21 protein-coding genes are annotated in these 24579 nt (G+C 72.0%); 13 read left to right on the top strand and 8 right to left on the bottom strand.

Annotation, left to right across the window (positions count from 1 at the left end; genetic code table 11):
- A complete protein-coding gene (locus AB0I51_RS09945; protein WP_362973222.1) occupies positions 1-423 on the bottom strand; it encodes a helix-turn-helix domain-containing protein in 423 nt (140 codons plus the stop codon).
- A 207-nt stretch (positions 424-630) separates the two neighbouring features.
- On the opposite strand from AB0I51_RS09945, the gene AB0I51_RS09940 reads away from it, so the two are divergent.
- Together AB0I51_RS09940 and AB0I51_RS09935 are read left to right on the top strand one after the other, a co-directional pair.
- A complete protein-coding gene (locus AB0I51_RS09940; protein WP_362973649.1) occupies positions 631-906 on the top strand; it encodes a BN159_2729 family protein in 276 nt (91 codons plus the stop codon).
- A 77-nt stretch (positions 907-983) separates the two neighbouring features.
- Positions 984-1142 (top strand): hypothetical protein, encoded by a 159-nt coding sequence (locus AB0I51_RS09935; RefSeq protein ID WP_362973220.1) that lies wholly within the window; start codon positions 984-986, stop codon positions 1140-1142.
- A gap of 167 nt (positions 1143-1309) precedes the next feature.
- Here the strand turns inward: AB0I51_RS09935 and AB0I51_RS09930 are convergent, their stop codons facing one another.
- Genes AB0I51_RS09930 through AB0I51_RS09920 form a run of 3 tightly spaced genes read right to left on the bottom strand, consistent with a single transcriptional unit; the run spans position 1310 to position 3230 of the window.
- Positions 1310-2200, bottom strand: a complete 891-nt coding sequence (locus AB0I51_RS09930; protein WP_362973218.1) for an aminoglycoside phosphotransferase family protein — start codon at positions 2198-2200, stop codon at positions 1310-1312.
- A gap of 44 nt (positions 2201-2244) precedes the next feature.
- A complete protein-coding gene (locus AB0I51_RS09925) occupies positions 2245-2709 on the bottom strand; it encodes a ferritin-like domain-containing protein (protein WP_362973216.1) in 465 nt (154 codons plus the stop codon).
- Positions 2706-3230 carry a hypothetical protein gene (locus AB0I51_RS09920; protein WP_362973214.1) on the bottom strand — a complete coding sequence of 175 codons (525 nt, stop codon included), beginning with the start codon at positions 3228-3230 and terminating at the stop codon, positions 2706-2708. The genes AB0I51_RS09925 and AB0I51_RS09920 overlap by 4 nt, the downstream gene beginning before the upstream one ends.
- Before the next feature lie 306 nt (positions 3231-3536).
- On the opposite strand from AB0I51_RS09920, the gene rimP reads away from it, so the two are divergent.
- The 9 genes from rimP to AB0I51_RS09875 all read left to right on the top strand — a co-directional run bounded on the left by rimP (position 3537) and on the right by AB0I51_RS09875 (position 15423).
- Positions 3537-4049 (top strand): ribosome maturation factor RimP, encoded by a 513-nt coding sequence (gene rimP, locus AB0I51_RS09915; protein ID WP_362973212.1) that lies wholly within the window; start codon positions 3537-3539, stop codon positions 4047-4049.
- A 2-nt stretch (positions 4050-4051) separates the two neighbouring features.
- Positions 4052-5050: a transcription termination factor NusA gene (nusA, locus tag AB0I51_RS09910; RefSeq protein ID WP_362973210.1), complete on the top strand. Its 999-nt coding sequence runs from the start codon at positions 4052-4054 to the stop codon at positions 5048-5050.
- A gap of 90 nt (positions 5051-5140) precedes the next feature.
- Positions 5141-5419: a YlxR family protein gene (locus AB0I51_RS09905; RefSeq protein WP_362973208.1), complete on the top strand. Its 279-nt coding sequence runs from the start codon at positions 5141-5143 to the stop codon at positions 5417-5419.
- A 146-nt stretch (positions 5420-5565) separates the two neighbouring features.
- On the top strand, positions 5566-8739 hold the full coding sequence (infB, locus tag AB0I51_RS09900; RefSeq protein ID WP_362973206.1) for a translation initiation factor IF-2: 3174 nt from the start codon (positions 5566-5568) through the stop codon (positions 8737-8739).
- A 137-nt stretch (positions 8740-8876) separates the two neighbouring features.
- Entirely contained in the window at positions 8877-9170 is a 294-nt protein-coding gene (locus AB0I51_RS09895) for a DUF503 domain-containing protein (protein WP_019074817.1), read from the top strand.
- A 38-nt stretch (positions 9171-9208) separates the two neighbouring features.
- Entirely contained in the window at positions 9209-9652 is a 444-nt protein-coding gene (gene rbfA / locus AB0I51_RS09890) for a 30S ribosome-binding factor RbfA (protein ID WP_362973204.1), read from the top strand.
- Positions 9649-10554, top strand: coding sequence for a tRNA pseudouridine(55) synthase TruB (gene truB, locus AB0I51_RS09885; RefSeq protein WP_362973202.1), 906 nt, complete (start codon positions 9649-9651; stop codon positions 10552-10554). The genes rbfA and truB overlap by 4 nt, the downstream gene beginning before the upstream one ends.
- Positions 10555-10823: 269 nt before the next feature.
- The gene (locus AB0I51_RS09880; RefSeq protein WP_362973200.1) at positions 10824-14306 is read left to right on the top strand and encodes a trypsin-like peptidase domain-containing protein; all 3483 of its coding nucleotides are present in this window, start codon (positions 10824-10826) and stop codon (positions 14304-14306) included.
- A gap of 139 nt (positions 14307-14445) precedes the next feature.
- Positions 14446-15423 (top strand): bifunctional riboflavin kinase/FAD synthetase, encoded by a 978-nt coding sequence (locus AB0I51_RS09875; protein WP_362973198.1) that lies wholly within the window; start codon positions 14446-14448, stop codon positions 15421-15423.
- A 77-nt stretch (positions 15424-15500) separates the two neighbouring features.
- On the opposite strand, the gene AB0I51_RS09870 is transcribed toward AB0I51_RS09875, so the two are convergent.
- From AB0I51_RS09870 to eccE, 3 genes are all read right to left on the bottom strand, one after another.
- Complete coding sequence (locus AB0I51_RS09870; protein WP_362973196.1) at positions 15501-18533, bottom strand: SCO5717 family growth-regulating ATPase; 3033 nt, start codon at positions 18531-18533, stop codon at positions 15501-15503.
- Positions 18534-18858: 325 nt separating this feature from the next.
- Positions 18859-19605 (bottom strand): hypothetical protein, encoded by a 747-nt coding sequence (locus AB0I51_RS09865; RefSeq protein WP_362973194.1) that lies wholly within the window; start codon positions 19603-19605, stop codon positions 18859-18861.
- Positions 19605-20942, bottom strand: coding sequence for a type VII secretion protein EccE (gene eccE, locus AB0I51_RS09860; RefSeq protein WP_362973192.1), 1338 nt, complete (start codon positions 20940-20942; stop codon positions 19605-19607). The genes AB0I51_RS09865 and eccE overlap by 1 nt, the downstream gene beginning before the upstream one ends.
- Positions 20943-21147: 205 nt before the next feature.
- Between eccE and eccB the strand changes: the two genes are divergently transcribed.
- Together eccB and mycP are read left to right on the top strand one after the other, a co-directional pair.
- Positions 21148-22680, top strand: a complete 1533-nt coding sequence (gene eccB / locus AB0I51_RS09855; RefSeq protein ID WP_362973190.1) for a type VII secretion protein EccB — start codon at positions 21148-21150, stop codon at positions 22678-22680.
- 35 nt (positions 22681-22715) lie between these two features.
- On the top strand, positions 22716-23972 hold the full coding sequence (gene mycP / locus AB0I51_RS09850; RefSeq protein WP_362973188.1) for a type VII secretion-associated serine protease mycosin: 1257 nt from the start codon (positions 22716-22718) through the stop codon (positions 23970-23972).
- A 45-nt stretch (positions 23973-24017) separates the two neighbouring features.
- Here the strand turns inward: mycP and AB0I51_RS09845 are convergent, their stop codons facing one another.
- The gene (locus AB0I51_RS09845; protein ID WP_362973186.1) at positions 24018-24545 is read right to left on the bottom strand and encodes a hypothetical protein; all 528 of its coding nucleotides are present in this window, start codon (positions 24543-24545) and stop codon (positions 24018-24020) included.
- Between the last annotated feature and the right edge of the window lie 34 nt (positions 24546-24579).

Raw genomic sequence — 24579 nt, 5'->3', positions numbered from 1 at the left:
TCACGTGATGCGGCTGACCTGGAGCATCGCCTCGGCATCCTTGATGAGTGCGCGCTGACGTGCCTCCGGCAATTGGCGGTACAGCTTGAGGAGTCGCGCCTCCCGCTCGTCCGCGCTGGGCCCGGGCGCGGCGCGGCCCACGGCTTCGAAGAACTCGCGAGGGGTCGTCCGCACGCCCCAGCCGCGGAACACCTCCACCATGGCCCGCAGCTTCTCCGGGTCGATGCGAGAGGTGCCGCGGGTCCGGTTCATCCACGCGTTGAGTGTCGGGTACGAGATGCCCGTTGCCGACGCCAGGTCCTTCTGGGTCTTTCCCGGGGCTTGTGCCAGGAGGCGTTCGAGCAGAGCCGTCAGGTCTACGTCCTGACGGGCCGGATCGTTGCCGGGTTCTGCGTCTCCTCGGCGGCTTTGCTGGTTCGTCACGCAACAGAGGATCCGGCATCACTATCTACAAGCGCAAGTAGATCGCAGACCGGCAATTCGGGCTTCTGGTGCATGCCGGAGCGCTATCGCGTTTGTTCCACCGCAAATGCGCGGGTGTGGGCCCGCGCACTCCCGCCGTGGGGGCTTGCCCTCTCCTCGCGGTCCGTGCACAACTTGACACTGTATGCATCTACGTGAAGACTGTAGATAGCTCCGGAGCCGGCGACGGGCGCGCAGCAGCGTCCGTTCCGGATCGGCGAGATCCTGTACGACCTGGCCCTGCCGCAGCGCGACGGACACGGGGACGTCTGGTACTTCCAGGGGCACCGGGCCAGCGACGGCATGCCCCTGATGTCCCTCGACGGCAGGCCCGAGCGCTGCTCCCTCGCCAATGTGGCCGCATACCTGGGGCCGTTGTCGCCGGAGCGGGCCGACGGCGAAGGCCCGGCCGTCGGCCCGGTGTCGGCGGCAGGCACCTGCTGAGCCTCGTCGCCGGGGACCGGCAGTTGTCCTGGTGGCTGCTGCCGAGGGACCCTCCGCTCTTCGGGCACGTCCGGCGGGTGGATCACACCGCCCACCACCTGCGACGCGACGGCCCCGCCGCCCTGGAGCAGGCCGCCCACATCCGCAGTCACACCCGCCTGCTGGCCATGGAGGGAGCCCTGTTCGCCGCCCCCGTCCGGCAACACCCGCAGGCGCGGCCCCCGACCGAGCGCTGACACGGCACGGGACGGCCTCCCGGCCGCCCCGCGAAGCTCCGGTTGGCAGGCTCGGGAGGCACGTCGGCCGGACCCACGGCGCTCCCCTGCGAGGACCTCCAGCAGGGGAGCGCCGTCCCGACCGCGGCACGCCGAGGGGACCGCCCCGGGCTCCGCCCGCGCTGCGGCTACAGCCAGCCCGCGAACTCCAGCAGCAACTCGGCGTCCGATGTCCGCCCCACGCGGCGCGCCCGTACCCCCGACTCCACCGCCCGGAACAGCGTCCAGCCGCGCAGCCGTTCCTGATCCACCTCCAGCGACTCCGCCAGCCGCTTGATCCGCCGCCTGGTAGTGGCGGCCCCCGAAGGTGTGGCGATCAGGTCCTCCACCCGGTCCCGCACCAGCCGAGCCAGATCGAACGCGCACTCACCCACGACAGGATCCGGCCCCACCGCAAGCCACGGCACCCGGTCACCGGCCAGCACCTTGCTCTGCCGAAACGTCCCGTGCAGCAACCGCGCCTCAGGAGGCGCGGCCAACAACTCGTCCCGGGCGTCCAGGGCCGCCGAGACCAGCGAAGCGACCTCCGCCCCGCTGTCCCGCATGGCCGCGGCCTGCCGCCCGGTCCGCTCGGCCACGGTCTCGAACGCGTGATCGCCCGGCGGCTCCACCCACAGCCGCCGCAACGCCCCCGCCGCCTCCAGCAACGCCTTCGCCTCCGGCAACGACCGCACCGACACATCCGGATGCAACCGCTCCAGCACCAGCACACCCTCACCGGCCGCCACCTCGACCAGCTGTACGGCCCCCCGGCCGCCCCAGTGCGCGAGCGCGGCCCGCTCGCTCTCCGGCCGGGCCCGGCGCGGGGCCAGCTTCAGCACCGCCGGCGTTCCGTCGGCCTGCCGAACGAGCACCACCAGGCTGCTGCGCCCACCGGGCACCTGCACCCGTTCCACAGTCAACTCGCGTAGATCAACGGCCTGTTGGGCCACCTCGGGCAGCTTCTCCAACCAGTCGTCACCGCTCGGTGCCGTCTCACCGAGCGCCCTCACCAGACGCTGCGGCGGTTCGAAAGCCATGCGCGAGTAGTTCCCTTCATATGGTCCTGCGGCCCGGTGCGGTGTTACGCCGTGGGTGTCGCCGAGGCCGTTGGGGTCGCGGCCCGCTCGGCGAGACCTGGGAAGGGTACGCTGCCGCCGCGCCAGCGCACCGCCCGGACCGCCGCTTCCCGCAGCGCCTCCGCGGCCGTACCGCGCACCCCGCCGGTCGACGCCCGCACCAGGTCGGAGTAGACCCCGGCCACCCGCTCCTCCAGCTCCGCGGCGAGCCGTACGGCGGCGGCCGAGTCCGGCACCGGGAACGGCAGCGCGTACGCGGCCGACGCGGCCACCGGCCTGCCGCCCAGGTCCCGTACCTCCCGGACCAGCGCGTCCCGCCGGGCCCGGTGCCCGTCGTAGGCGGCCTTGGCCTCGGTGCGCCGGCCCTCGCGGATACGGCCGCCGACCACGCCGTAGCCGTAGACCGCCGCGTGCTCGGCGGCCAGGGCCGCCTGCAGTGCGGTCAGTTCCGCGGCCTTCTCCTCGCTCACTTGGCATCCTCCGTCAGCAGATACGCGTGCCCGGCCCCGGCCGCAGCCACCGAGGCCAGCAACCGGGCCAGCTCGCCCGGCACGTCGATCAGGGCCTTGGCCCGCTTGTCGGCGAGGGTCCGCTCGGCCGCCGCCAGCCCGGCGAGGGCGCCGCTCTCGGTGGTGGGTACGGCGGAGGCCGATGCCGATGCCGACGGCGCGGCAGTGGCCGTAGGAGAGGGTGTGGAACCGCCGCCCCCGAAGGCGGTCGCGTGTCGGACGACCTCCGCGCGGAGCGGGTTCAGGCGCTCCGCGAGAGTCGGGTGGGCGGCGAGCACCGCGTCGTACTGCTGGAGCAGGGTCTCGCTGTCGGAGGCCGCACGCGCGCGTGCGCGTTCCGCGGCCGAGGGGCTGCCCGCGGTGTTCTCGGTGTCGTCGGCGTCGGTGGAGCAGCCCACCAGGAGCGCGGCTCCGGCGGCCGAGGCGAGCAGGCTCCTTCTGCGCGGTCCCGTGAGGGTGCGCGGAGGTGGGGGGAACGGCACGGCGGATCGTCCTCGGGGGCTCGTACGAACGAAAACACGGGAAGGGCTGCGCGCCCGTGATCACGGTACCCGCGCATGCCCCGGACTCATGTCACCGGCTCGTGGGCCCACCCGAGGGCGCGGGGAAGTGCGCGATCGGCAGGCTGCGACCCGTACCCGCCCGACCTCCGCAACCACCCGAGCCCAACGGCGCCCGCCCCCACTGCCGGAGGCACACGTGGGCGGCAACACGCTCCAGGACCGGATACCCTTTGAGCAGACACGCGCCCTACCCACAACAGCACACGCGGCCGAGGAGTCACCCGGATGAGCACGACCCAGAGCGAGAGGCTGCGAGTACTGCTGGAACCGCTCGTCAGCTCCCAGGGACTCGATCTCGAAGAGGTCGAAGTGGACTCGGTCGGACGCAAGCGGGTGCTGCGCGTGGTCGTCGATTCCGACACGGGTGCCGATCTGGACCAGATCGCGGATGTGAGCCGCGCGCTCTCCGCGAAGCTCGACGAGACCGACGCGATGGGTGCGGGCGAGTACACCCTTGAGGTCGGGACCCCCGGTGCCGAGCGCGAGCTCACCGAGCACCGTCACTACGTGCGTGCCACCGACCGGCTGGTGAAGTTCCAGCTGGCCGAGAGCGGTGAGTTGGTCGCCCGGATCCTCGACGTGGACGACGAGGGGATCGACGTGGAAGTGCCCGGAGTGAAGGGGCGCAAGCCGACCGCCAAGCGGCTCGCTTTCGCGGATGTCCTCAAGGCCCGTGTGCAGGTCGAGTTCAACCGCAAGAACAAGAACGACAACGAAGAGAACGCAGAGGAGGCGTAGCCGTGGACATCGACATGAGTGCCCTGCGGGGCCTGGTACGGGAGAAGGAGATCTCCTTCGACCTGCTGGTCGGAGCGATCGAGTCGGCCCTCCTCATCGCCTACCACCGCACCGAGGGAAGCCGTCGCCACGCGCGCGTGGTGCTCGACCGTGAGAACGGCCATGTGACGGTCTGGGCGAAAGAGGACCCCGAGGACCTGGAGGAGGGGGAGGAGCCGCGCGAGTTCGACGACACCCCGTCCGACTTCGGCCGGATCGCCGCCACCACCGCCAAGCAGGTCATCCTGCAGCGGCTGCGGGACGCCGAGGACGAGGTGACGTTCGGCGAGTTCGCCGGCCGTGAGGGCGACATCGTCGCCGGTGTGGTCCAGCAGGGCCGCGACCCGAAGAACGTGCTCGTCGACATCGGCAAGCTGGAGGCCATCCTGCCGGTGCAGGAGCAGGTGCCGGGTGAGGAGTACCCGCACGGGCTGCGCCTGCGGTCGTACGTCGTCCGGGTGGCGAAGGGCATGCGCGGTCCGTCCGTGACCCTCTCCCGTACGCACCCCAACCTGGTGAAGCAGCTGTTCGCCATGGAGGTGCCGGAGGTGGCCGACGGGTCGGTGGAGATCGCCGCCATCGCGCGCGAGGCCGGCCACCGCACGAAGATCGCCGTCCGCTCCACCCGCAGCGGTCTGAACGCCAAGGGCGCCTGTATCGGCCCGATGGGCGGCCGGGTGCGCGCGGTGATGGGCGAACTGAACGGCGAGAAGATCGACATCGTCGACTGGTCGGACGATCCGGCCGAGATGGTGGCCAACGCGCTGTCCCCGGCGCGGGTCTCCAAGGTCGAGGTGGTGGACCTCGCGGCCCGCTCCGCGCGCGTGACGGTGCCGGACTACCAGCTGTCGCTCGCGATCGGCAAGGAAGGGCAGAATGCCCGGCTTGCGGCCCGCCTCACCGGCTGGCGGATCGACATCCGTCCGGACACCGAACAGCCGTCCGACCAGCCAGGGGAATAGTTCTCGGCCGTCAGTGGCTTAGATCACGACAACAGCCGTTCGATTCTTGCCCGGCAGGGGTGAGGTCGGTGCGGGGAGGTAGACTTAGCAGTGTCTGGCCGGACGCGAGCCCGCGCATGCCCTGAACGCACCTGTGTGGGGTGCCGGGAGCGAGCGGCCAAGAAGGACTTGCTGCGCATCGTGGCGGTCGAGGGCGAATGCGTCCCCGATCATCGCGGTACGCTGCCCGGCCGGGGTGCTTATCTGCATCCCGCCCTGGTCTGTCTCGACCTGGCGGTACGCCGCCGGGCGTTCCCACGGGCGCTGCGTGCCCAGGGAACGCTCGACACAAAGGCGTTGCGTCTCTCCGTCGAGCAGGCAACACCGTAAGAGCGAGTCGTACGGAACCTCCGTGCGGCCCGGTATTCCGCGAGTTGGAAGTAGGTCGAGATTGCGATGAGCACTCGATGAGCACGCGATGAGTACGCCCATGAAGTAGCGACGGTCCGGACGCACCCGGACCTAAAAGGAGCGAAGTGGCTAAGGTCCGGGTATACGAACTCGCCAAGGAGTTCGGGGTGGAGAGCAAGGTCGTCATGGCCAAGCTCCAAGAACTCGGTGAATTTGTCCGTTCGGCGTCCTCGACGATCGAGGCGCCCGTTGTACGCAAGCTGACAGACGCCCTCCAGCAGGGCAGCGGAGGCGGCAAGCCCGCCCCCGCACGGAAGGCTGCCCCGGCCCGTCCGGGAGCCCCCTCTCCGGCGCAGGGTGCCCGTCCGGGTCCCGCCGCCCCGCGTCCGCCGGCCCCGAAGCCGGCTGTCGCCGAGAGCGCCGCCGCGGCTCCCGCAGCCCCGGCCGCGCCCGCCGCACCGGCCTCCACCGGTGGCCCCCGTCCGGGCCCGCGGCCCGCGCCGCGGCCCGCCCCGGTCTCCCCGGCGCCGACCGCGCCCGAGTTCACCGCGCCTCCGGCGGCTCCCGCGGCTCCGGCCGCCCCTGCCTCCACCGGCGGCTCCGCACCCCGTCCGGGCGCCCCGCGTCCGGCTAGCCAGGCGCCCCGTCCGGGCGCTGCCCGTCCGGCCGGTCCCGGCCAGGGCGGACAGGGTCGTGGCGACCGTCCCGAGCGTGGCGGCGACCGTCCCGGCGCTCCGCGTCCGGGTGGCCAGGGCGCGCGCCCCGGTGCTCGTCCGGCCGGTCCCCGTCCGGGCAACAACCCGTTCACCTCCGGCGGTTCCACCGGCATGGCGCGCCCTGGGGCGCCCCGTCCCGGTGCCCCGCGTCCCGGCGGCCAGGACCGCCCGGGTGGTGCTCCCGGCGGCGCTCCGCGTCCGCAGGGTGCCGGTCAGGGCGGTCCCCGTCCCCAGGGTGCTGCGGGCGGTCCCCGTCCCGGTGCTCCGGGTGGCGCGCGTCCGACCCCGGGCGGCATGCCCCGCCCGCAGGGCGGCGCTCCGCGTCCGGGCGGTGGCCCCGGTGGCAACCGTCCGAACCCCGGCATGATGCCGCAGCGTCCCGCTGCGGGTAGCAGCCCCCGTCCCGGTGGCGGCCCCGGTGGCCGTGGTCCCGGTGCCGGCGGCGGTCGTCCGGGCGGTCCCGGCGGCGGTCGTCCCGGTGGTGGCGGCGGCTTCGCCGGTCGTCCCGGTGGCGGCGGTGGCGGTTTCGCCGGTCGTCCCGCGGGTCCCGGTGGCGGTGGCGGCGGTTTCGCCGGCCGTCCGGGTGCTCCCGCCGGTGGCGGCGGTGGCCGTCCCGGCTTCGGCGGTCGTCCCGGTGGTCCGGGTGGCCGTGGTGGCACACAGGGCGCCTTCGGTCGTCCCGGTGGTCCCGCGCGCCGTGGTCGCAAGTCGAAGCGGCAGAGGCGCCAGGAGTACGAGGCCATGCAGGCCCCGTCGGTCGGCGGTGTGATGCTGCCTCGTGGCAACGGACAGTCCGTCCGTCTGTCGCGCGGTGCCTCGCTCACCGACTTCGCCGAGAAGATCAACGCCAACCCGGCGTCGCTCGTCGGCGTGATGATGAACCTCGGCGAGATGGTCACTGCCACGCAGTCCGTCTCCGACGAGACGCTGAAGCTCCTCGCGGACGAGATGAACTTCGTCCTGGAGATCGTCAGCCCCGAGGAGGAGGACCGCGAGCTGCTCGAGTCCTTCGACATCGAGTTCGGCGAGGACGAGGGTGGCGAGGAGTTCCTCGTCGCGCGTCCGCCGGTCGTGACCGTCATGGGTCACGTCGACCACGGCAAGACCCGGCTCCTCGACACCATCCGCAAGACGAACGTCGTCGCGGGCGAGGCCGGCGGTATCACGCAGCACATCGGCGCGTACCAGGTCACGACCGAGGTCAACGACGAAGAGCGCAAGATCACCTTCATCGACACCCCGGGTCACGAGGCGTTCACCGCCATGCGTGCCCGTGGTGCCAAGTCGACCGACATCGCGATCCTCGTGGTGGCGGCCAACGACGGTGTGATGCCCCAGACGATCGAGGCGTTGAACCACGCCAAGGCGGCCGACGTGCCGATCGTGGTCGCGGTCAACAAGATCGACGTCGAGGGCGCAGACCCGACCAAGGTGCGCGGTCAGCTCACCGAGTTCGGTCTGGTGGCCGAGGAGTACGGCGGCGACACCATGTTCGTCGACATCTCCGCCAAGCAGGGTCTGAACATCGACCAGCTGCTGGAGGCCGTGGTCCTGACCGCGGACGCCTCGCTCGACCTGCGGGCCAACCCGGAGCAGGACGCGCAGGGCATCGCGATCGAGTCCCACCTCGACCGTGGCCGCGGCGCCGTCGCGACCGTCCTGGTCCAGCGCGGCACCCTGCGGGTCGGCGACACCATGGTGGTCGGCGACGCCTACGGCCGTGTCCGCGCGATGCTCGACGACAAGGGCGACAACGTGGAAGAGGCGGGTCCCTCGACCCCGGTCCTCGTCCTCGGACTCACCAACGTCCCGGGCGCCGGCGACAACTTCCTCGTCGTCGACGAGGACCGCACGGCACGTCAGATCGCCGAGAAGCGCGCGGCGCGCGAGCGCAACGCCAACTTCGCCCGGCGTGGAGTCAGGTTCTCCCTGGAGAACCTGGACGAGGCCCTCAAGGCCGGTCTGGTGCAGGAACTCAACCTCATCATCAAGGGCGACGCGTCCGGTTCGGTGGAGGCTCTCGAGTCCTCGCTGCTCCAGCTCGACGTCGGCGACGAGGTCGACATCCGCGTCCTGCACCGCGGCGTGGGTGCGGTCACCGAGTCGGACATCGACCTGGCGACCGGCTCCGACGCGATCGTCATCGGCTTCAACGTCCGCGCAGCGGGCCGAGCGGCGCAGATGGCGGAGCGCGAGGGCGTCGACGTCCGGTACTACTCGGTGATCTACCAGGCCATCGAGGAGATCGAGGCGGCCCTGAAGGGCATGCTCAAGCCGGAGTACGAGGAGGTCGAGCTCGGCACGGCGGAGATCCGCGAGGTCTTCAAGTCGTCCAAGCTGGGCAACATCGCCGGTGTCCTGGTCCGCTCCGGAGAGGTCAAGCGCAACACCAAGGCGCGCCTCGTCCGCGACGGCAAGGTCATCGCGGAGAGCCTCACCATCTCCGGTCTGCGTCGCTTCAAGGACGACGTCACCGAGATCCGCGAAGGGTTCGAGGGCGGTATCAACCTCGGCAACTTCAACGACATCAAGGTCGACGACGTCATCGCGACGTACGAGATGCGCGAGAAGCCTCGCGGCTGATCGTCACAGCACGCGATCGGGGCCGGTCGGCGGGGACACAATTCCGTCGATCGGCCCCGGCCGTTGCGTGTACGGTTCCTGTATCGGCGTCCAAGACCGGCGCCCATACCCCGAACCGGCGGGACATCCGGGCACACATGTATGTGGGGACTCTGTCCTTCGATCTGCTCCTCGGCGACGTCCACTCGCTGAAGGAGAAACGCTCTCTCGTCCGTCCGATCGTGGCCGAACTCCAGCGCAAGTACGCGGTGAGCGCGGCCGAGACGGGCAGTCAGGACCTGCACCGCAGGGCCGAGATCGGGCTCGCGGTGGTCTCCGGGGACACGGGACACCTCACCGACGTACTGGACCGCTGCGAGCGACTCGTCGCCGGGCGGCCCGAGGTGGAACTGCTCTCGGTTCGACGCAGGCTCCACAGCGACGAAGACTGAAGCAAGCAGCAAGACGTAGTTACTAAGGAGACGGACCAGTGGCCGACAACGCGCGTGCCAAGAGGCTGGCGGACCTCATCCGAGAGGTGGTGGCCCAGAAGCTGCAGCGCGGGATCAAGGACCCGCGGCTCGGCTCGCACGTCACCATCACGGACACCCGGGTCACCGGGGACCTGAGGGAGGCGACCGTCTTCTACACCGTGTACGGGGACGACGAGGAGCGCGCGGCAGCCGCCGCCGGTCTGGAGAGCGCCAAGGGCGTGCTCCGCTCGGCCGTGGGTGCCGCGGCCGGCGTGAAGTTCACGCCGACCCTCACTTTCGTCGCGGACGCCCTGCCGGACACCGCCAAGACCATCGAGGACCTCCTCGACAAGGCACGGCAGTCCGACGAGAAGGTGCGAGAGGTCTCGGCGGGCGCCGCCTACGCGGGCGACGCGGACCCGTACAAGAAGCCGGACGACGAGGACGACGCCGCCGAATGACGCAGAAGACCCAGACGCCCGACGGCCTTGTCATCGTGGACAAGCCGTCGGGCTTCACCTCGCACGACGTGGTCGCCAAGATGCGCGGCATCGCCCGCACCCGCCGCGTCGGGCACGCCGGCACCCTCGACCCCATGGCGACGGGCGTGCTCGTCCTCGGTGTCGAGAAGGCGACAAAGCTCCTCGGTCATCTCGCGCTGACGGAGAAGGAGTACCTGGGCACGATCCGCCTGGGCCAGAGCACCCTGACCGACGACGCCGAGGGCGAGACCACGGGGTCGGTCGACGCCTCGAAGGTCACCCGGGAGGCCATCGACGCCGGGATCGCCAAGCTCAGCGGCGAGATCATGCAGGTCCCGTCCAAGGTCAGCGCCATCAAGATCAACGGCGTGCGCTCCTACAAACGGGCCCGCGACGGCGAGGACTTCGAGATCCCCGCCCGCCCCGTCACCATCTCCTCCTTCGCGGTCTACGACGTCCGGGACGCCGTCGCCGAGGACGGCACCCCCGTCCTGGATCTGGTGGTCTCGGTGGTCTGTTCCTCCGGGACCTACATCCGGGCGCTCGCCCGCGACCTGGGCGCCGACCTCGGCGTGGGCGGCCACCTGACCGCCCTGCGCCGCACCCGCGTCGGCCCGTACAAGCTGGACTCGGCCAGGACCCTGGACCAGCTCCAGGAGGAGCTGACGGTGATGCCGATCGCCGAGGCCGCCGAGGCCGCGTTCCCGCGCTGGTCGGTGGACGAGAGGCGGGCGAAGCTGCTGCTCAACGGAGTCCGCCTGGACATCCCCGAGGAGTACGCGGGCGTCGGCGCGGTCGGCGTCTTCGACCCCACGGGCCGCTTCCTGGCCCTCGTCGAGGCACAGAAGGGCAAGGCCAAGAGCCTCGCGGTCTTCGCCTGAGCGACACCCCCGGAGACCTCTCCGGGGGGCCAACTCCCGCCCGTGGAGCGGCGGTCACGGGGTCCACGTTCCCGCCGCTCCACGGTCCCCCCTCGGTTCCCCCACCCCTAGGGTGTATCCAACCCTCCGCGTCTATTCACCCACCTGGGCAGGCGCTCGGAGTGAACCGAGGGAGCGGAAGGGGGCGCGTTCACCGCGCGATCTGTCCCGCTGATCACGCCACGCCTACCGTCGAACACAGGGCAGGGGTACAGCGGGGAGGTTCGACCATGGTGGGACGGGACCCGCGGGCGGGCGGCGGCCGTCACACGCAGGAGGAGCGCGTCACCGCGGCCGAGGCGCGGGTGCCGGGTGACGCGCCGGTGCCGGGTGACGAGGCTCTGGTGCGGATCCGCGATCTGGCCGGACGTCCGCGCGGTACCGGATTCGTCGCCGACCACCACGGCACGGTGATCACCAGCCACGAGGCCGTCGACGGACTGCCCCGGCTCGTCCTGCACGCGGCCGGCGACCGCAGCTGCCTGGTGACCGCCGACGCGGTGACCCCGCTGCCCGCCCTCGACCTGGCCCTCGTCCGCACCGAAGGACTCGGCGTCGACCCGCTCCCCGTCACCGTCCGGGACCGGATCGGGACCGGCACCTACGTGCGGATCGCCGCGGGCTGCTGGCGCGAGGCCCGGGTCCTGGGTGCGACCTCCGTCACGTACACGGCCACCGACCGCTTCCATCTCCTCGACGACGCTCTGGAGTTGGCGATCGGCACGGCGGGGCGGGACGCCCTGCGGCTGGGCGGCGGAGCGGCCGGCGGCCCGGTCCTCGACACGGTGACCGGAGCGGTGGTCGCCGTCCTCGGCACGGCGCTGCAGTCCGGGCAGCGCGACACGGGCTTCGCGGTACCGCTGCGCGCGCCCGACGGCCCACTGGCCGAACTCCTCGCCCGCAACGCGGCGACCGTGCCCGCGTACGGCGCCGACCTCAACCTCGCGGGTGTGCTGGAACTGACGGCCACCTCGGTGGGCTCGGACGGCCCGCCCGGCGCGCTCGCGGGCTTTGTCGGCCCCGGCCACGGCCTCGACGGCCCGTCCATGCTGCGGCCGGTCGAACGCCCGTCGGTGGCAAGGGAGTTCGCCCGCTTCACCACGAGCCCGGCCGCCGTGCTCGGCCTCGTCGGGCCCCCGGGCAGCGGCCGTACGACGGAACTCGCGGCGTTCGCCGCGCGGCGCAACGGCGGGGCGGAACCGGCGCCCACGCTGTGGCTGCGCGGCGCCGATCTGCGCGACGGCGACGCGTCGGTGGCGGACGCGGTACGGCGGACGGTGGAGCGGGCGGCCCGCATCCTGGCCGCGTCCGTCGCCCCGCCCGGAGGCCTCGGCGACGTCGGCCCCGAGCGGCTGGCGCGGGTCGCGCGCGAGGCGGGCAGGCCCTTGCTGTTGCTGCTCGACGGGCCCGAGGAGATGCCACCCGTGCTGGCGCACCGGCTGGACGAGTGGACCCGGGGGACGGGGGAGTGGCTGCGCGGGAGCGGGGCGCGGCTGGTGGTGGGGTGCCGGGCGGAGTACTGGGAAGGGGCGGGGTTCTCAAGGGAGTTGCTGCACTGCGGGGACGCCTCGGAGAGTTGTGTGCGCCTGGGTGACCTGCGGGACGACGAAGCCCGCCGGGCCCGCGCGGCCTACGGCGTCCCGGAGGGTACCCTCGCCGACCCCGACGCCCGTCACCCCCTCACCCTCCGCCTGCTCTCCGAGGTACTCGCCGCACTGCCCGCCGCCCCCGCCGCGCCACTCCACCGCGACGACGTGTTCTCGGCCTACCTCGACCTCATGTGCCTCCGCGTCGCCGTCCGCCTCGCCGCCGAGAACGGCCTGCGCGGCACCGCCGTACGGCGGCTCGCCGCCAAGGTGTCCGGGCAGGTGCACGAAGCGGCGCGGCGCAGTCTCGGGCCGGGGCAGGGGGAGTTGGGCCGGGAGGCGTTCGAGGCGGTGTTCCCGTGGGGCCCCGCGCCGGCGCGGCTCGGCGGGGGTACCGGGTGGGCGTCGGCCGTCCTCACCGAGGGGCTTCTCGTGCCGGCCGGTACCGGATACCGCTTCGCCCACGAGGAGTTGGCGGACTGGATCCAGGGCACGCACCTCGACCTCGACGAGGCACTGCACGCTCTCGTGCACCGCCCGCGCACCCAGCGGGCCGCGCATCTCCTCCCCGTCCCGCACCACCGCATCGGCCCCGTCGTACAGGCCCTGCTGCTCCTCGCCCGCGAGCACGGCACCGGTCAACTCGCGCTACGGCTCAAGGAGTTGACGCAGGCCCTGGAAGCCGACCCGCACTCCTGGTGGGCCGCGCGGCTGCTCTCCGGGGTGCTGGCACGGGTGCCGGACGCGACGCCGTACAGCGGCGTACTGCGGCTGCTCGCCGACCAGTTGGTGGCGCGACGGCAGGAACACGACGACGTACCGGCGGAGTTCGGGCCGGACTTCTGGAGCGCGCTGGCGCTGCCGGAGGCCGAGCGGTTCGAGTTGCTGCGGCGGCTGGTGCTCGCGGACGGTGCCGCGCAGGAGGGCGGCGGGCCCCGATTCCTCGACACCGCCGCCGAGTTGCTCGCCGCCGACCCCACCGCCGTACAGCCGCTGCTGACCCGCTGGTTCGACGACGAGCGGCCCTTGCCCGCGACCCCGCACGCGACCGTGGCGACGGCCGCGCAGGCGCTGCTGCACACGCATCGGCGGCGGGCGCTGGACGATCTGACCGAGGTGCTGGTCGGCTGTGCGCACGGGCGGGCCGACGAACTCCTCGCCGTACTGGCCGAGGAGGAGCCGTCGGCCGTGTGCCGGGCCGTGGACCGGTGGGCGCACGACGAGCGGCCGGGCCGGCGGGTGGCGGCGGTGGCGTACGGACTGCGGGCCGCCCCGCACGTACGGACCGAGGCCGACCGTGAACTCCTGCGCTACGCAGCCCAGTTCCTGCTGGCCCGCCCCGCCGACCGCTCCCTGCACGGCGGCGCGCTCGCCCTCCTCGTCCGCGATCCGCAGACCCGCGCCCACCATCTCCCACAGGCGCTGCGGCACTTCGCTTCCGGCGACCCGCAGTTCCCGCCGAGCGCGCTGGCCGCCGCCCTCACCACCCACTCCGACCCCGTTCTCGAAGCCTTCCGGGCCCGGCTGCACGGCCCGGACGCGGGCGAGGCGGTCCGTACGCTCGCCGACGTCACGACGCCCGCCCTCGCCCGCCGGGCCGCCGCCCTGGTGCGCGAGACCGTCGTACGGTGGCCGGAGACGGCCGCCCACCTCGGCGTCTACGTCGACCGCCGCCTCGATCACGGCCCCACCGCGCGGACCGACCTCCTCCCCCTGGTCACCGGCCTCCTGGACGGCGGCCCGGAGCCGGTGCGGACGGCACTCGCCGCCGTGCTCGCCGCTCCCGGCGCCCCCGCCTCCCGCCCGCTGCGCAGCGAACTCCTGGAGTTCCTGCTTGCGCACGAGCACGACCCCGCCGTCCTGGACGCGCTGCTGCACGCGGCGGCCCGGCGCGACGACGACGAGCTCCGCGACCTCGTCCACCGGACCGGCCGGCTGCTCGTGCGCACCCCCGCCGGTGCGACCCGTTTCGACCGCGGACTCGTCGACCTCGGCCGCCAGGTGCCGGGCTTCGCCGCACTGATGGCCCGCTGGCTGGCGGACACCCCGGAGGACTGGGCCGCGGTGGTCGGACCCAGCACCCGGCGCATGATCGAGAACCTGGCCGGGGTGGGGGTTCTCGCGTAGCCGCCGTCGAACGTGCGCCCGGTCACAGCCTCCATGCCGATGCGGGCCGCAGGCCCCCGGCATGGCACCCTTAGACCTGCGTAAGAGGTCAATGACACAGGTCTACATACGGACACGGGTTCGATGAGGAGCGGTCACAGTGCAGCGCTGGCGTGGCTTGGAGGACATCCCTGAGGACTGGGGGCGCAGTGTCGTCACCATCGGTTCTTATGACGGGGTCCACCGCGGGCACCAGCTGATCATCCGGCATGCCGTGGAACGCGCCCGTGAGCTGGGCGTTCCCTCCGTCGTCGTCACCTTCGACCCGCACCCCAGCGAGGTCGTGCGCCCCGGCAGCCACCCCCCGCTGCTCGCCCCGCACCACCGCCGTGCCGAACTGATGGCCGAGCTGGGCGTCGACGCGGCGCTGATCCTGCCGTTCACCAAAGAGTTCTCCAAGCTGTCCCCGGCCGACTTCGTGGTCAAGGTCCTGGTGGACAAGCTGCACGCGAAGGCGGTCGTCGAGGGCCCCAACTTCCGCTTCGGCCACAAGGCCGCGGGCAATGTGGCCTTCCTGATCGAGCAGGGCAGGACATACGACTTCGAGGTAGAGGTGGTGGATCTTTACGTGAGCGGTGCGGCGGGCGGCGGCGAGCCCTTCTCCTCCACACTGACCAGGCGGCTGGTCGCCGAGGGCGACGTCGAGGGCGCCCGCGAGATCCTCGGCCGCCCGCACCGGGTCGAGGGTGTCGTGGTGCGCGGCGCCCAGCGCGGTCGCGAAATGGGCTTCCCGACGGCCAACGTCGAGACCCTGCCCCACACGGCGATCCCGGCCGACGGCGTCTACGCCGGTTACCTCCACGTCGAGGGAGAGGCCATGCCGGCCGCGATCTCCGTCGGCACGAACCCGCAGTTCGACGGCACCGAGCGCACGGTGGAGGCGTACGCCATCGACCGCGTCGGCCTCGACCTCTACGGCCTGCACGTCGCCGTCGACTTCCTCGCCTTCGTGCGCGGCCAGGCGAAGTTCGACTCGCTGGAGGGTCTGCTGGAGCAGATCGCGCAGGACGTGAAGCGCTGCCGGGAACTGATCTCGGCGGACGCGGACGCGGACACGGACTCCGGCGACGCCGGATAGCCGTTCTCGGTTCTACGACGCCGAAGGGCGGCCGGTGCCCGATCGGGCACCGGCCGCCCTTCGCGTTCGGCGGCGGGTTACTGCTGGGGAGGCGCGGACGGCGGGGGAGGCGGAGCCTGACCGCCTTCCGGCTGGGCGTAGCCGGGGTGCTGCGGATAGGGCTGGGCCTGCTGTCCCGGGTGCTGGGGGTAGGGCTGCTGGCCGTACGGCTGCTGGCCCGGCTGCGGTTGTGGTTGCTGCGGGGGGTAGGGGCCGGGCTGGCCCGGGTACGGCTGCTGTTGCGCCGGATAACCCTGCTGACCGGGGTAGCCCTGCGCTCCCGGATATCCCTGCTGGCCCGGCATCGGCGGGGCCAGCACCGGCGGGGGGTTGCCGTCGCTCGTCCACAGGCCGTGCATCTGCTGGTGGCGGACGAAGTCCTCGGCGACCAGGGCCGCGAGATTGAAGTACGACTCCCGGACCTTCGGCCGCATCATGTCGAGGTCGACCTCCGCACCGGCGGCGAGATGCTCGTCGAACGGAACGACCACGACACCCCGGCAGCGCGTCTCGAAGTGGCTGACGATGTCCTCCACCTTGATCGTCTTTCCGGTCTCGCGCACCCCCGAGATGACGGTGAGCGAGCGCGAGACGAGGTCCGCGTACCCGTGCGCCGACAGCCAGTCCAGCGTCGTGCTCGCGCTGCTCGCACCGTCCACGGACGGGGTCGAGATGATGATGAGCTGATCGGCGAGGTCCAGCACACCGCGCATGGCGCTGTAGAGGAGACCCGTACCGGAGTCGGTGAGGACGATCGGGTACTGCTTGCCCAGCACGTCGATCGCGCGCCGGTAGTCCTCGTCGTTGAACGTGGTCGAGACGGCCGGGTCGACGTCGTTGGCGATGATCTCCAGACCGGAGGGCGCCTGGGACGTGAACCGGCGGATGTCCATGTACGAGTTGAGGTACGGGATCGCCTGGACCAGGTCGCGGATGGTGGCGCCGGTCTCGCGGCGCACCCGGCGGCCGAGCGTGCCGGCGTCCGGGTTGGCGTCGATCGCGAGGATCTTGTCCTGGCGTTCGGTGGCGAGGGTGGAGCCGAGCGCGGTGGTGGTCGTGGTCTTGCCGACACCGCCCTTGAGGCTGATGACCGCGATCCGGTAGCAGGACAGCACGGGCGTGCGGATCAGCTCCAACTTCCGCTGCCGCTCGGCCTCTTCCTTCTTGCCGCCCAGCTTGAACCGGGAGGGCGAGGCACCCGGCCGACCGCTCTTCGCCTTCTGCTTCTTGTTGTTGAGCAGCCGGTCCGACGACAGCTCCACGGCCGCGGTGTAACCCAGCGGCGCGGCACCGGGGTTCACCGGCTGCCGGTGATCGTGCTGCATGGGCTGCGGCCAGGCGGCACCGGTGCGGGGGTCGACCGGGGGCGCGGACGGAGGCTGGGGGTGGGACTGCGGCGGCAGCGGTTGCGGCTGCGCCTGCGGGGGCGGACCGGGGTGCCGCGGGTCCCCGGCCTGTTGTGGGATCTGGGGCGCGTGCGGGGGCTGCGCCGGGTCGGACCAGGACTCCGGTGCGAAGCCCGGGCGGGGTGCCTCAGGTGCGGGGGCGTGCGGGAAGCCGTAGCCGTCCTGGGGACCGGGGGGCGGCGGGAAGCCGTAGCCGCCCTGCTGGTCCGTCGGGGCGGGGGAGGGCCCTGCGTGCGGGGCGCCCTGCTGGTTCTGTGGTGCGGGGAGCGGTACCTGGGGGGTGCCGGGCGGGCCGTGTTGCGCCGGCGGCGGGAAGCCGTAGCTGCCCTGCTGGTCCGGCGGGGTGCCCGGCTGGTTCTGCTGGGCCGGGGGGTGGGGGAAGCCGTAGCCACCTTGTTCGTTCGGGGCGGGCGGAGCGGGCGGCTGGGGGAAGCCGTAGCCGCTCTGCGGCGGGGTCGGGGGTGTGGGTGTCGGTGCCGGGCCCTGGGGAGCGGGGGCGTTCCATGCGGCCGGCGCGGATTGGGGGGGCTGGGGTGCCTGCGGCTGCTGGAACGCGGGCTGCTGCTGGGGCGGCGCCGGCGGCTGAGGCGGCGCGGGGTTCATGGCCGGGGGCTGCTGAGCCTGAACCTGGGGCTGGGGCTGGGATTGCGGCTGTGCGGGCCAGTGGTCGGCCGGGGCCGGGGCGGCGGGCTGGTAGGAGGGCGGCAGGGGCGGGACCCCGCTCTGCGGGGAAGGTGGGCGAGTCCAGGCGGGCGGGAGGGGCGGTACGTCGCCGGTGGCACCCGTGGCCGGGTCGGCGGCCGGGGCGGTAGCGGGCTGCGGGGAGTCGGCCTCGGGTGCGGAGGCCGGGGCGTCGGTGTCGCTCTGTTCGTCCGCCTGGTCGGTGGCGGGCGTCGTTTCGGCGTTCGTGGCGGGGGCCGCGGCGGTCGCGGAGGCGTCGTCGGCGCTCTCGTCCTCCGCGTGAGCCTCCGCCTCGGCCGAGGCCGCGCTCTCCGAGTCGGCGACCGCGCCGTCCTCGTCCTGAGTGCTCACCTCGGCGTCGTCGTTCTCGGGGGTCGCCGTCAGCTCACCGTCGGCCGGAAGCACCCCACCGGGCACCTCGCCTCCGGAACCCTCGGACTCCTCTTCCCCGGAGCCCGGTTCAGCACCACCGGCATCCCCTGCGGAACCCTCGGCCGGAGCCGGAGTCACCGGAGCCTCCGCGTCGGTCTGTCCCGGCGTGGGGTCAGTGCCCCCACCCCGTTCCGTGATCTCCCGCTTCAGCGCGGCGGCCGAGATCCGCATGGTCGCGCCGCTCACGAGGTCGCCGTTCTCGGAGTCCTCGTCGTCCTCGTCGGAGACCAGGGCCGCGGCCGTCCAGGCGGACGGGAAGCCGGAGTTGCTCGGCAGCGCCGGTGTCGAGAACGGGAGGCCGACCGACGGCGGCGTGGCCGTACCGTTCGCCGGAGTCGGTGCCGAAGGCGGCGTAGGTGCCGTGGGCGGCGTAGGCGGTGTGGGCGTCGGCGGGGCCTGTGCGGGCGTGCCCGACGAGTTCTGCGTGTACCAGGCCGGCGGGGCGTAGTCGATCGTGAACTCGCCCGTCATCTCGATGGCGGACTCGTCATCGGGCTGGTCATCGCCGGGCGTGGCCCAGCCCCCGCGGATCCCGTCCCGATCGCTGCTCACAATTCCTCCTGGTGTGGTCGAGCACCCTCATGCCGTGCTGGGGCGACCGTTCTTGACATCCGAACATCCGATGCGCCGGGTCGTCCCCCTGAGCCCCTGGCCCTGGGCGACGCACCACCCGCTCGCGGATACTCGTGACGTGCCCTGTCCCAGCCTAATCACCAAAACCGTGGACTCGGCAGGCCCGCCCATCCCTTCGTGCACACCCACACGACCGAGACCGGCGATAGCGGATCAAATCCCCCTGGAAATCGACCAAACGCGACAGCTCGGGCACTTCAACCGGCCGGATCCACCCCACCGGCGGTCCGGCGGCGGTCCGCCGTCAGTCCATGCGGCGGGCCACGCCCAGCAGTCCCACCTCTGCGTCCGTCGGCTGGGTCATCACGTACTGCCGGTCCCGCTCCGTGCACCACAGCGTGACGCCTTCGGGCAGTGTCGGCAGTGACTCCAGGTCGGTGCGCGGCAGACCGATCACGCGCCCGATCTCGGCGGCCTCGTCCGGCGACACCCGCTGCACACCCACCAGTCGTGCCTGCCGCATCAACCGGGGTGCGACCGGGCTGAGATACGGCAGCAGGGTCAGCACGGACTGCCACGGCGCCGACGTCACCCGCCCGCGCGGTGGCCGCATCCCGCAGTCCCGCACCACCAGCACGGGCGTACCGGCGGAGGCGCCCTGCGGGGGGACACGGCCGACGTCGTACACCGCGAGGCCGTTCTGTCCGCCGCCCATCGCGTGCACCATCTGCATCCAGGCCTGCGGCCGCCCGGTCTCGACGGCGACACGCGCGCCCGTGGCCGCCGCCCGCAGCGCCAGCACCTGGGCCGTCCACAGGCCGCTGATGAGCAGGATGTCGTACGGCGTCGGGCGGTTGACCCCGAGCACGGCGGGCCGGCCGTCGGGGTCGATACCGACGACCACGCCGTCGTCCCCGATGGGCAGCGACAGCGCCTCCACCTGGTCGACGGGCAGTGCATGCCGCGGATGGCGGGGGCCGAGCAGGCCGAACCCGGTGCGCAGCCGCGAGGCGATACCGGTGGTGCCGGGCTCTGTGGTCGTCATGGTCATCAGCGGGCACCTCCGAGGGGCAACGTGGCGAGGACGCCGGGGAGTTGTTCGCGGTCGAGGCGGGCCAGGCCGGTGCGTGCCTGCCGGGCCGCCTGCTCCAACTCGCGCCGGGCGTCGGTCAGTTCCTGGTTGCTGCGGCCGGTGATCCGCAGGTGTCCGGTGAGGGCCACGTCCTGCTGCTCGCCGCGGGCCAGGGTCAGACTGAAAGTCGTCGCCAGCGCGGGCACCGCCGTCAGCTGTGCCACGAGCTGTGCCAACGAGATGCCGGACTCGCCCAGCTGGGGCCAGCGGCGCACCCAGTAGGTGGTGTGCCGGCGGTTGTCGCAGCGCCAACTGCGGCTGGACTCCTCGGTCCGCCGCTGCGGTGCCTCGCTCCGCCCGGCCTGCGCGGTCACCATCGGGTTGGCGCACGCGGAGGTGGCGATCGCGGCCGTCAGCTCCTCCTCCGTGAGCACATGGGCCCGCAGACCCGCACCGGACAGCCGGCTCGACAGGTGCTCGGCCGACCGCACCAGGCACTTCTGCGCCCCGACAAGACCGCCCCCGCGCGCGGCCACCGCCTCGGGGCACAGCTCGGGGTCGAGCTTCAGCGCGATCCAGGTGATACGGACGGCGGGGGAGCCGGTCTGGGCCTGCAGCGGCGCGTAGTTGCTCACCACGACCGACTGCTGTGGCAGATGCAGCGCGGGCGCGGGCTGGGTGTGCACCACGATCTGCGCCGATTCGAGGCGGATGCCGTCGACTTCGAGGGTGTCCCGGACCAGCCCCACGGGCAGCGGTCTGCGTCCGCGCTCGGCACGCAACGCGCCCGCGTCGGACTCCACTTGGAGCACCGCGGTGAGGAAGTCGCCGTCGCCGATCATCCCGACCGGCCGCTGGTCGCGGTCGTCACCGCGGTGGTAGCTGTACGTCCGCAGGCTCGGGTCGCACTCCACTGCGGGCGCGAGACCGGCGTCCGTCCCCGGCGGCACCGGGGTGTTGGCGGCCCGCCGCACCCGGGACCGCAGCGCCAGCAGGGTACCCAGCCACTCCGGCAGGGAGCGCCCCCGGCGTCGTACGACGGCGAGGACCACGAGGAGGGCGGCGACCGCGAGCGCGGGCACGAGCGCGACCGGGCCGACGATCCAGCCGGAGACCACGAGCGCCGCCGCGACCTCCAGCAGCACCAGCCGCTGGGTCGTGAACGAACCCCCGCGCCCCGAACGCGACTTCAGATGAGGCGTGAAGGAACCGCGGTACGGACCCGAAACGCTCACGCGATCCGAGCCGGATCCTGATCGCGATCCGGATGCGGATCCTGATTGCGATCGCGACCGGTTCCGCGTTGCGGAAGCCATCACTCCAAAACCCCCGAACTCTCCCGAAATTCCCTGCGCTCTCGTCCCCTCAGGGCCAGAGCACCCTACCCGTGACACAAGCACACCCACGCAACAGGCATAGTAGGGGGCGGGTCTGACACCTGAGGTATCAGAGGCAACCGGGGGCTGGGGACGTATCTCCACAGGTCCTCCACGGCTCCGCACGGGGAGAGAGCGGACACAGATGGCATCACGGCGCGACGAACTCAACGCCTACACCTTCGCGAAGCGCCGCACGCTCGCGTCCTTCCTGCAGCCGTCCCCGACGGGCTCGGAAGAGGGCGCGCCGAAACCACTGGGCGCACTGGTGCCCGGCGTCATCGTCGGAGTGGTGATCCTCGCCGTGTTCGGCGGTATCGGCATGTTCAAGCCGACGGCGCCCCAGGGGTGGGCCGACGTCGAGTCGCACGTCATCGTCGCGAGCAAGTCGACCACCCGGTACGTGGTGCTGACCACCGGCAAGAACAAGCAGAAGCAGCTGCACCCGGTTCTCAACATGGCCTCCGCCAAACTCCTCCTGGATCCCAACAAGTCGAGCGTCATCACCGTCGACGAGGACGTCCTCGACAACGGCAAGCTCCCGCACGGCGCCACCATCGGCATCCCCTACGCCCCCGACCGCCTCCCCTCCTCCGGCGAGGCCGAGACGGCCAAGCGCTGGGCCGTGTGCGAGCGTCCCAGCGCCGGCGGACGCGCCATCCAGAAGGCGACGTTCGTGCTCGCGAAGAAGGAGTGGCCGAAGACGGAGGGCGCCGGCAAGCTCTCCGGCGGCGACCTGATGTACGTCGTGGCCCCGGACGGCAAGACGCAGTACGTGGTCGACGCGCACGGCACCGCCTACGAGATCGCCGACCCCTCGGACAACGAACTCCTCAAGGCCCTCGACACCCAGGGCCGTGCCCCGCAACGCGTCTCCCAGGAATGGCTCGACACCCTCCACAAGGGCGACGAGATCTCCATCCCGAAGATCACCGGCGGCACCCCGGGCACGAAGGCCGGCGCCTCCGCCCTCCTGGAGGACTACGACAAGGTCGGCGAGGTCATCAAGGCCTACGCAGGCCAGGTCATGCAGTACTACGTGGTGCTGCCCGGCAAGGTGGCCCGTATCTCCGAGTTCACCGCCACGCTCCTCCTCAACAGCGGAGACCTCGTCGGCGTCGGACAGGCGGGCGAGGCCCAGCAGGTCAGCCCCGGCGCGGTCGCCGACAGCACCACCTTCGACGCGGACAAGAACTGGCCGACGTACAAGCCGAAGACGGTCAACGACGGCACCAGCGCCACCAGCGGTCCCAACACCGTCTGCAACGTGCTGCGTTCGGTGGGCGCCGACAACAAGACCACGCTCTCCACCTGGGTCGGCAGCGACTACCCGGCACAGCTGCCCACCGGCTCCTCCAGCGCGTACGTCACCGCCGGTTCCGGCCAGCTCTTCCGCCAGGTCAAGGGCACCGAGGCGAAGGCGGGCCCGGTCTTCCTGGTCACCGACACGGGCCTGCGCTACGCCCTGCAGTCCAACAGCGACAGCGCCACCGACGACAGCGGCATCGGCACCACCGCCGCGCAGCGCAAACAGGAACTGAGCGAGGCCGAGATCGCGCAGACCCGCCTCGGCTACGAGAAGGTCACCCCCACCCCCGTCCCCGCCGAGTGGTCGACGTTCCTGCCGATGGGTCCACGCCTGTCGGAGGCGGCGGCGCGGCAGCCGCAGGGTTCGTAGGCGCGACGGGGGAAGGGTTCGGAAGGGTTCAACTCATGCTGATCGCGCGGATGTTGAGGATCACGGTGGCGGCCTCGATGGTGGCCGTACCGCTGTCGATGTCGCCCTTGTTGGTGACTCCGGTGTGGGCGGACGACGGCCAGTGCACGTTCCCGTCGAAGGACTACACGGGCCGCCCGTGGGCCCTGCAGCGCGTCAATCTCGACGAGTTGTGGGCGGAGTCCACCGGCAAGGGCGTCAAGGTGGCGGTGATCGACACCGGCGTCGACGTCAAGAACCAGCAACTGAAGTCGGCGGTCGACGCCTCCAAGGGCGAGAACCTGCTGCCCCCCAAGAACTCCAAGGGCGAGACGATCGACCGCGGCAACAGCCAGGGCACCACCGACACGGTCGGCCACGGCACCCGGGTGGCCGGCATCATCGCGGCCCGCCCCGCCAAGGGCACCGGCTTCGTGGGCCTGGCCCCCGACGCGACGATCATCCCGATCAAACAGAACGACGCGGAGGGCGACGGCACGGCCGCCACTCTCGCGACGGCGATCCGCGACGCGGTGGCCAAGGGCGCCGGCGTCATCAACATCTCCCAGGACACGGCGAACGCCGTAGCCCCCGACGACCGCCTCCGCCAGGCCGTGGACGAGGCGCTCGCGCAGCGCGTAGTGGTCGTAGCCTCGGCCGGCAACGACGGCCTCGGCGGCAACGTCAAGGTCACCTACCCGGCCTCCTACGACGGCGTCCTCGCCGTCGCGGCCTCCGACCGCAACAACGAACGCGCCTCCTTCTCCCAGTCCGGCGAGTTCGTCGGCGTGGCCGCGCCCGGCGTCGACATGATCTCCACGGTGCCGGGCGGCGGCCACTGCTCCGACAACGGTACGAGCTTCTCGGCGCCCTATGTCGCGGGCGTGGCCGCCCTGTTGAAGGCCAAGTACCCGCACTGGACGGCACGCCAGATCGTCGCCCAGATCGAACAGACAGCGGAACGCTCCATCTCCGGCCACGACCGCCTCGTCGGCTGGGGCGTCGTCGACCCGGTCAAGGCCCTCACGGACGTCGACCCCGAACACCCCGTCGAATCCCCAGCCCCCGAGGGTGGAGTCTCCAAGGCCGAGGCCCCTTCGGTGACCCCCCTCCACTTCGGCGAGACGGCGGACGAACGGAATACGCGGCTGGGGACGTACGTGGTCGTGGGCGGGTTGCTCGCGGTGGCGGGGCTTGGGGGGACTGCGGTGGCGGTGCGGGATGCGCGTCGGCGGCGGGGGCGGGTTACGGGTGGTGGCGGGGCGGGGAGTTGACGGGGGTGGAGAAGCGCGGCTCCACTTGTCAGCCCCGACACCCGCTCACGAGGAGATCTGCTTCTTGCAGGGCCCTTGTTTCTTGACCTTCGCCGTGTAGTCGGAGATGAGGCTCTTCATTGCCGACTCGTCTGACCGCGCAGGCTTCAAGACCTTGACAAGGGTGCTGATGTCCTCCTTCTCCACGTCGGCTCCTCGGCACTTGAGCAGTGACACAGCGGCGTCGTCGGTGTACGCGATGCTGGTGCCTTCCGTGAACTTCGGCTGTGTGATGCGGAGTTGGGTGTACAGGATGTGCCGTGCCGAGTCACCGGCGACGATTCGCTCCCTGCTCAACGTCAACACCCTGACGTCGTTGACGCTGACCTTGCAGAGCAGGACATCGTCGGTCGAGCCCTCCGCCTCAGTGGTGAGCTTCTTGCCGGAGGCGGGCAGAAGCCGGGACAGCGCGTCGACCGGCACGGACACCCCGCACAGGGCTTTGGGCACCGTGAACTCCCGACTCGGATTGTCCGCCGAGCAGCCGGCCGTAGCGACCGCGGTGACCGCGGCAAGGATGGATACACCTCGCACAAGGTATGTCCTGTGCCTCATTTCGTGTCACTTT

This window comes from Streptomyces sp. NPDC050549 (assembly GCF_040655035.1).
Lineage (GTDB): Bacteria > Actinomycetota > Actinomycetes > Streptomycetales > Streptomycetaceae > Streptomyces.
Note: the sequence above shows the minus strand (reverse complement) of the source record. Positions and strands in the feature narration are given on the sequence as shown.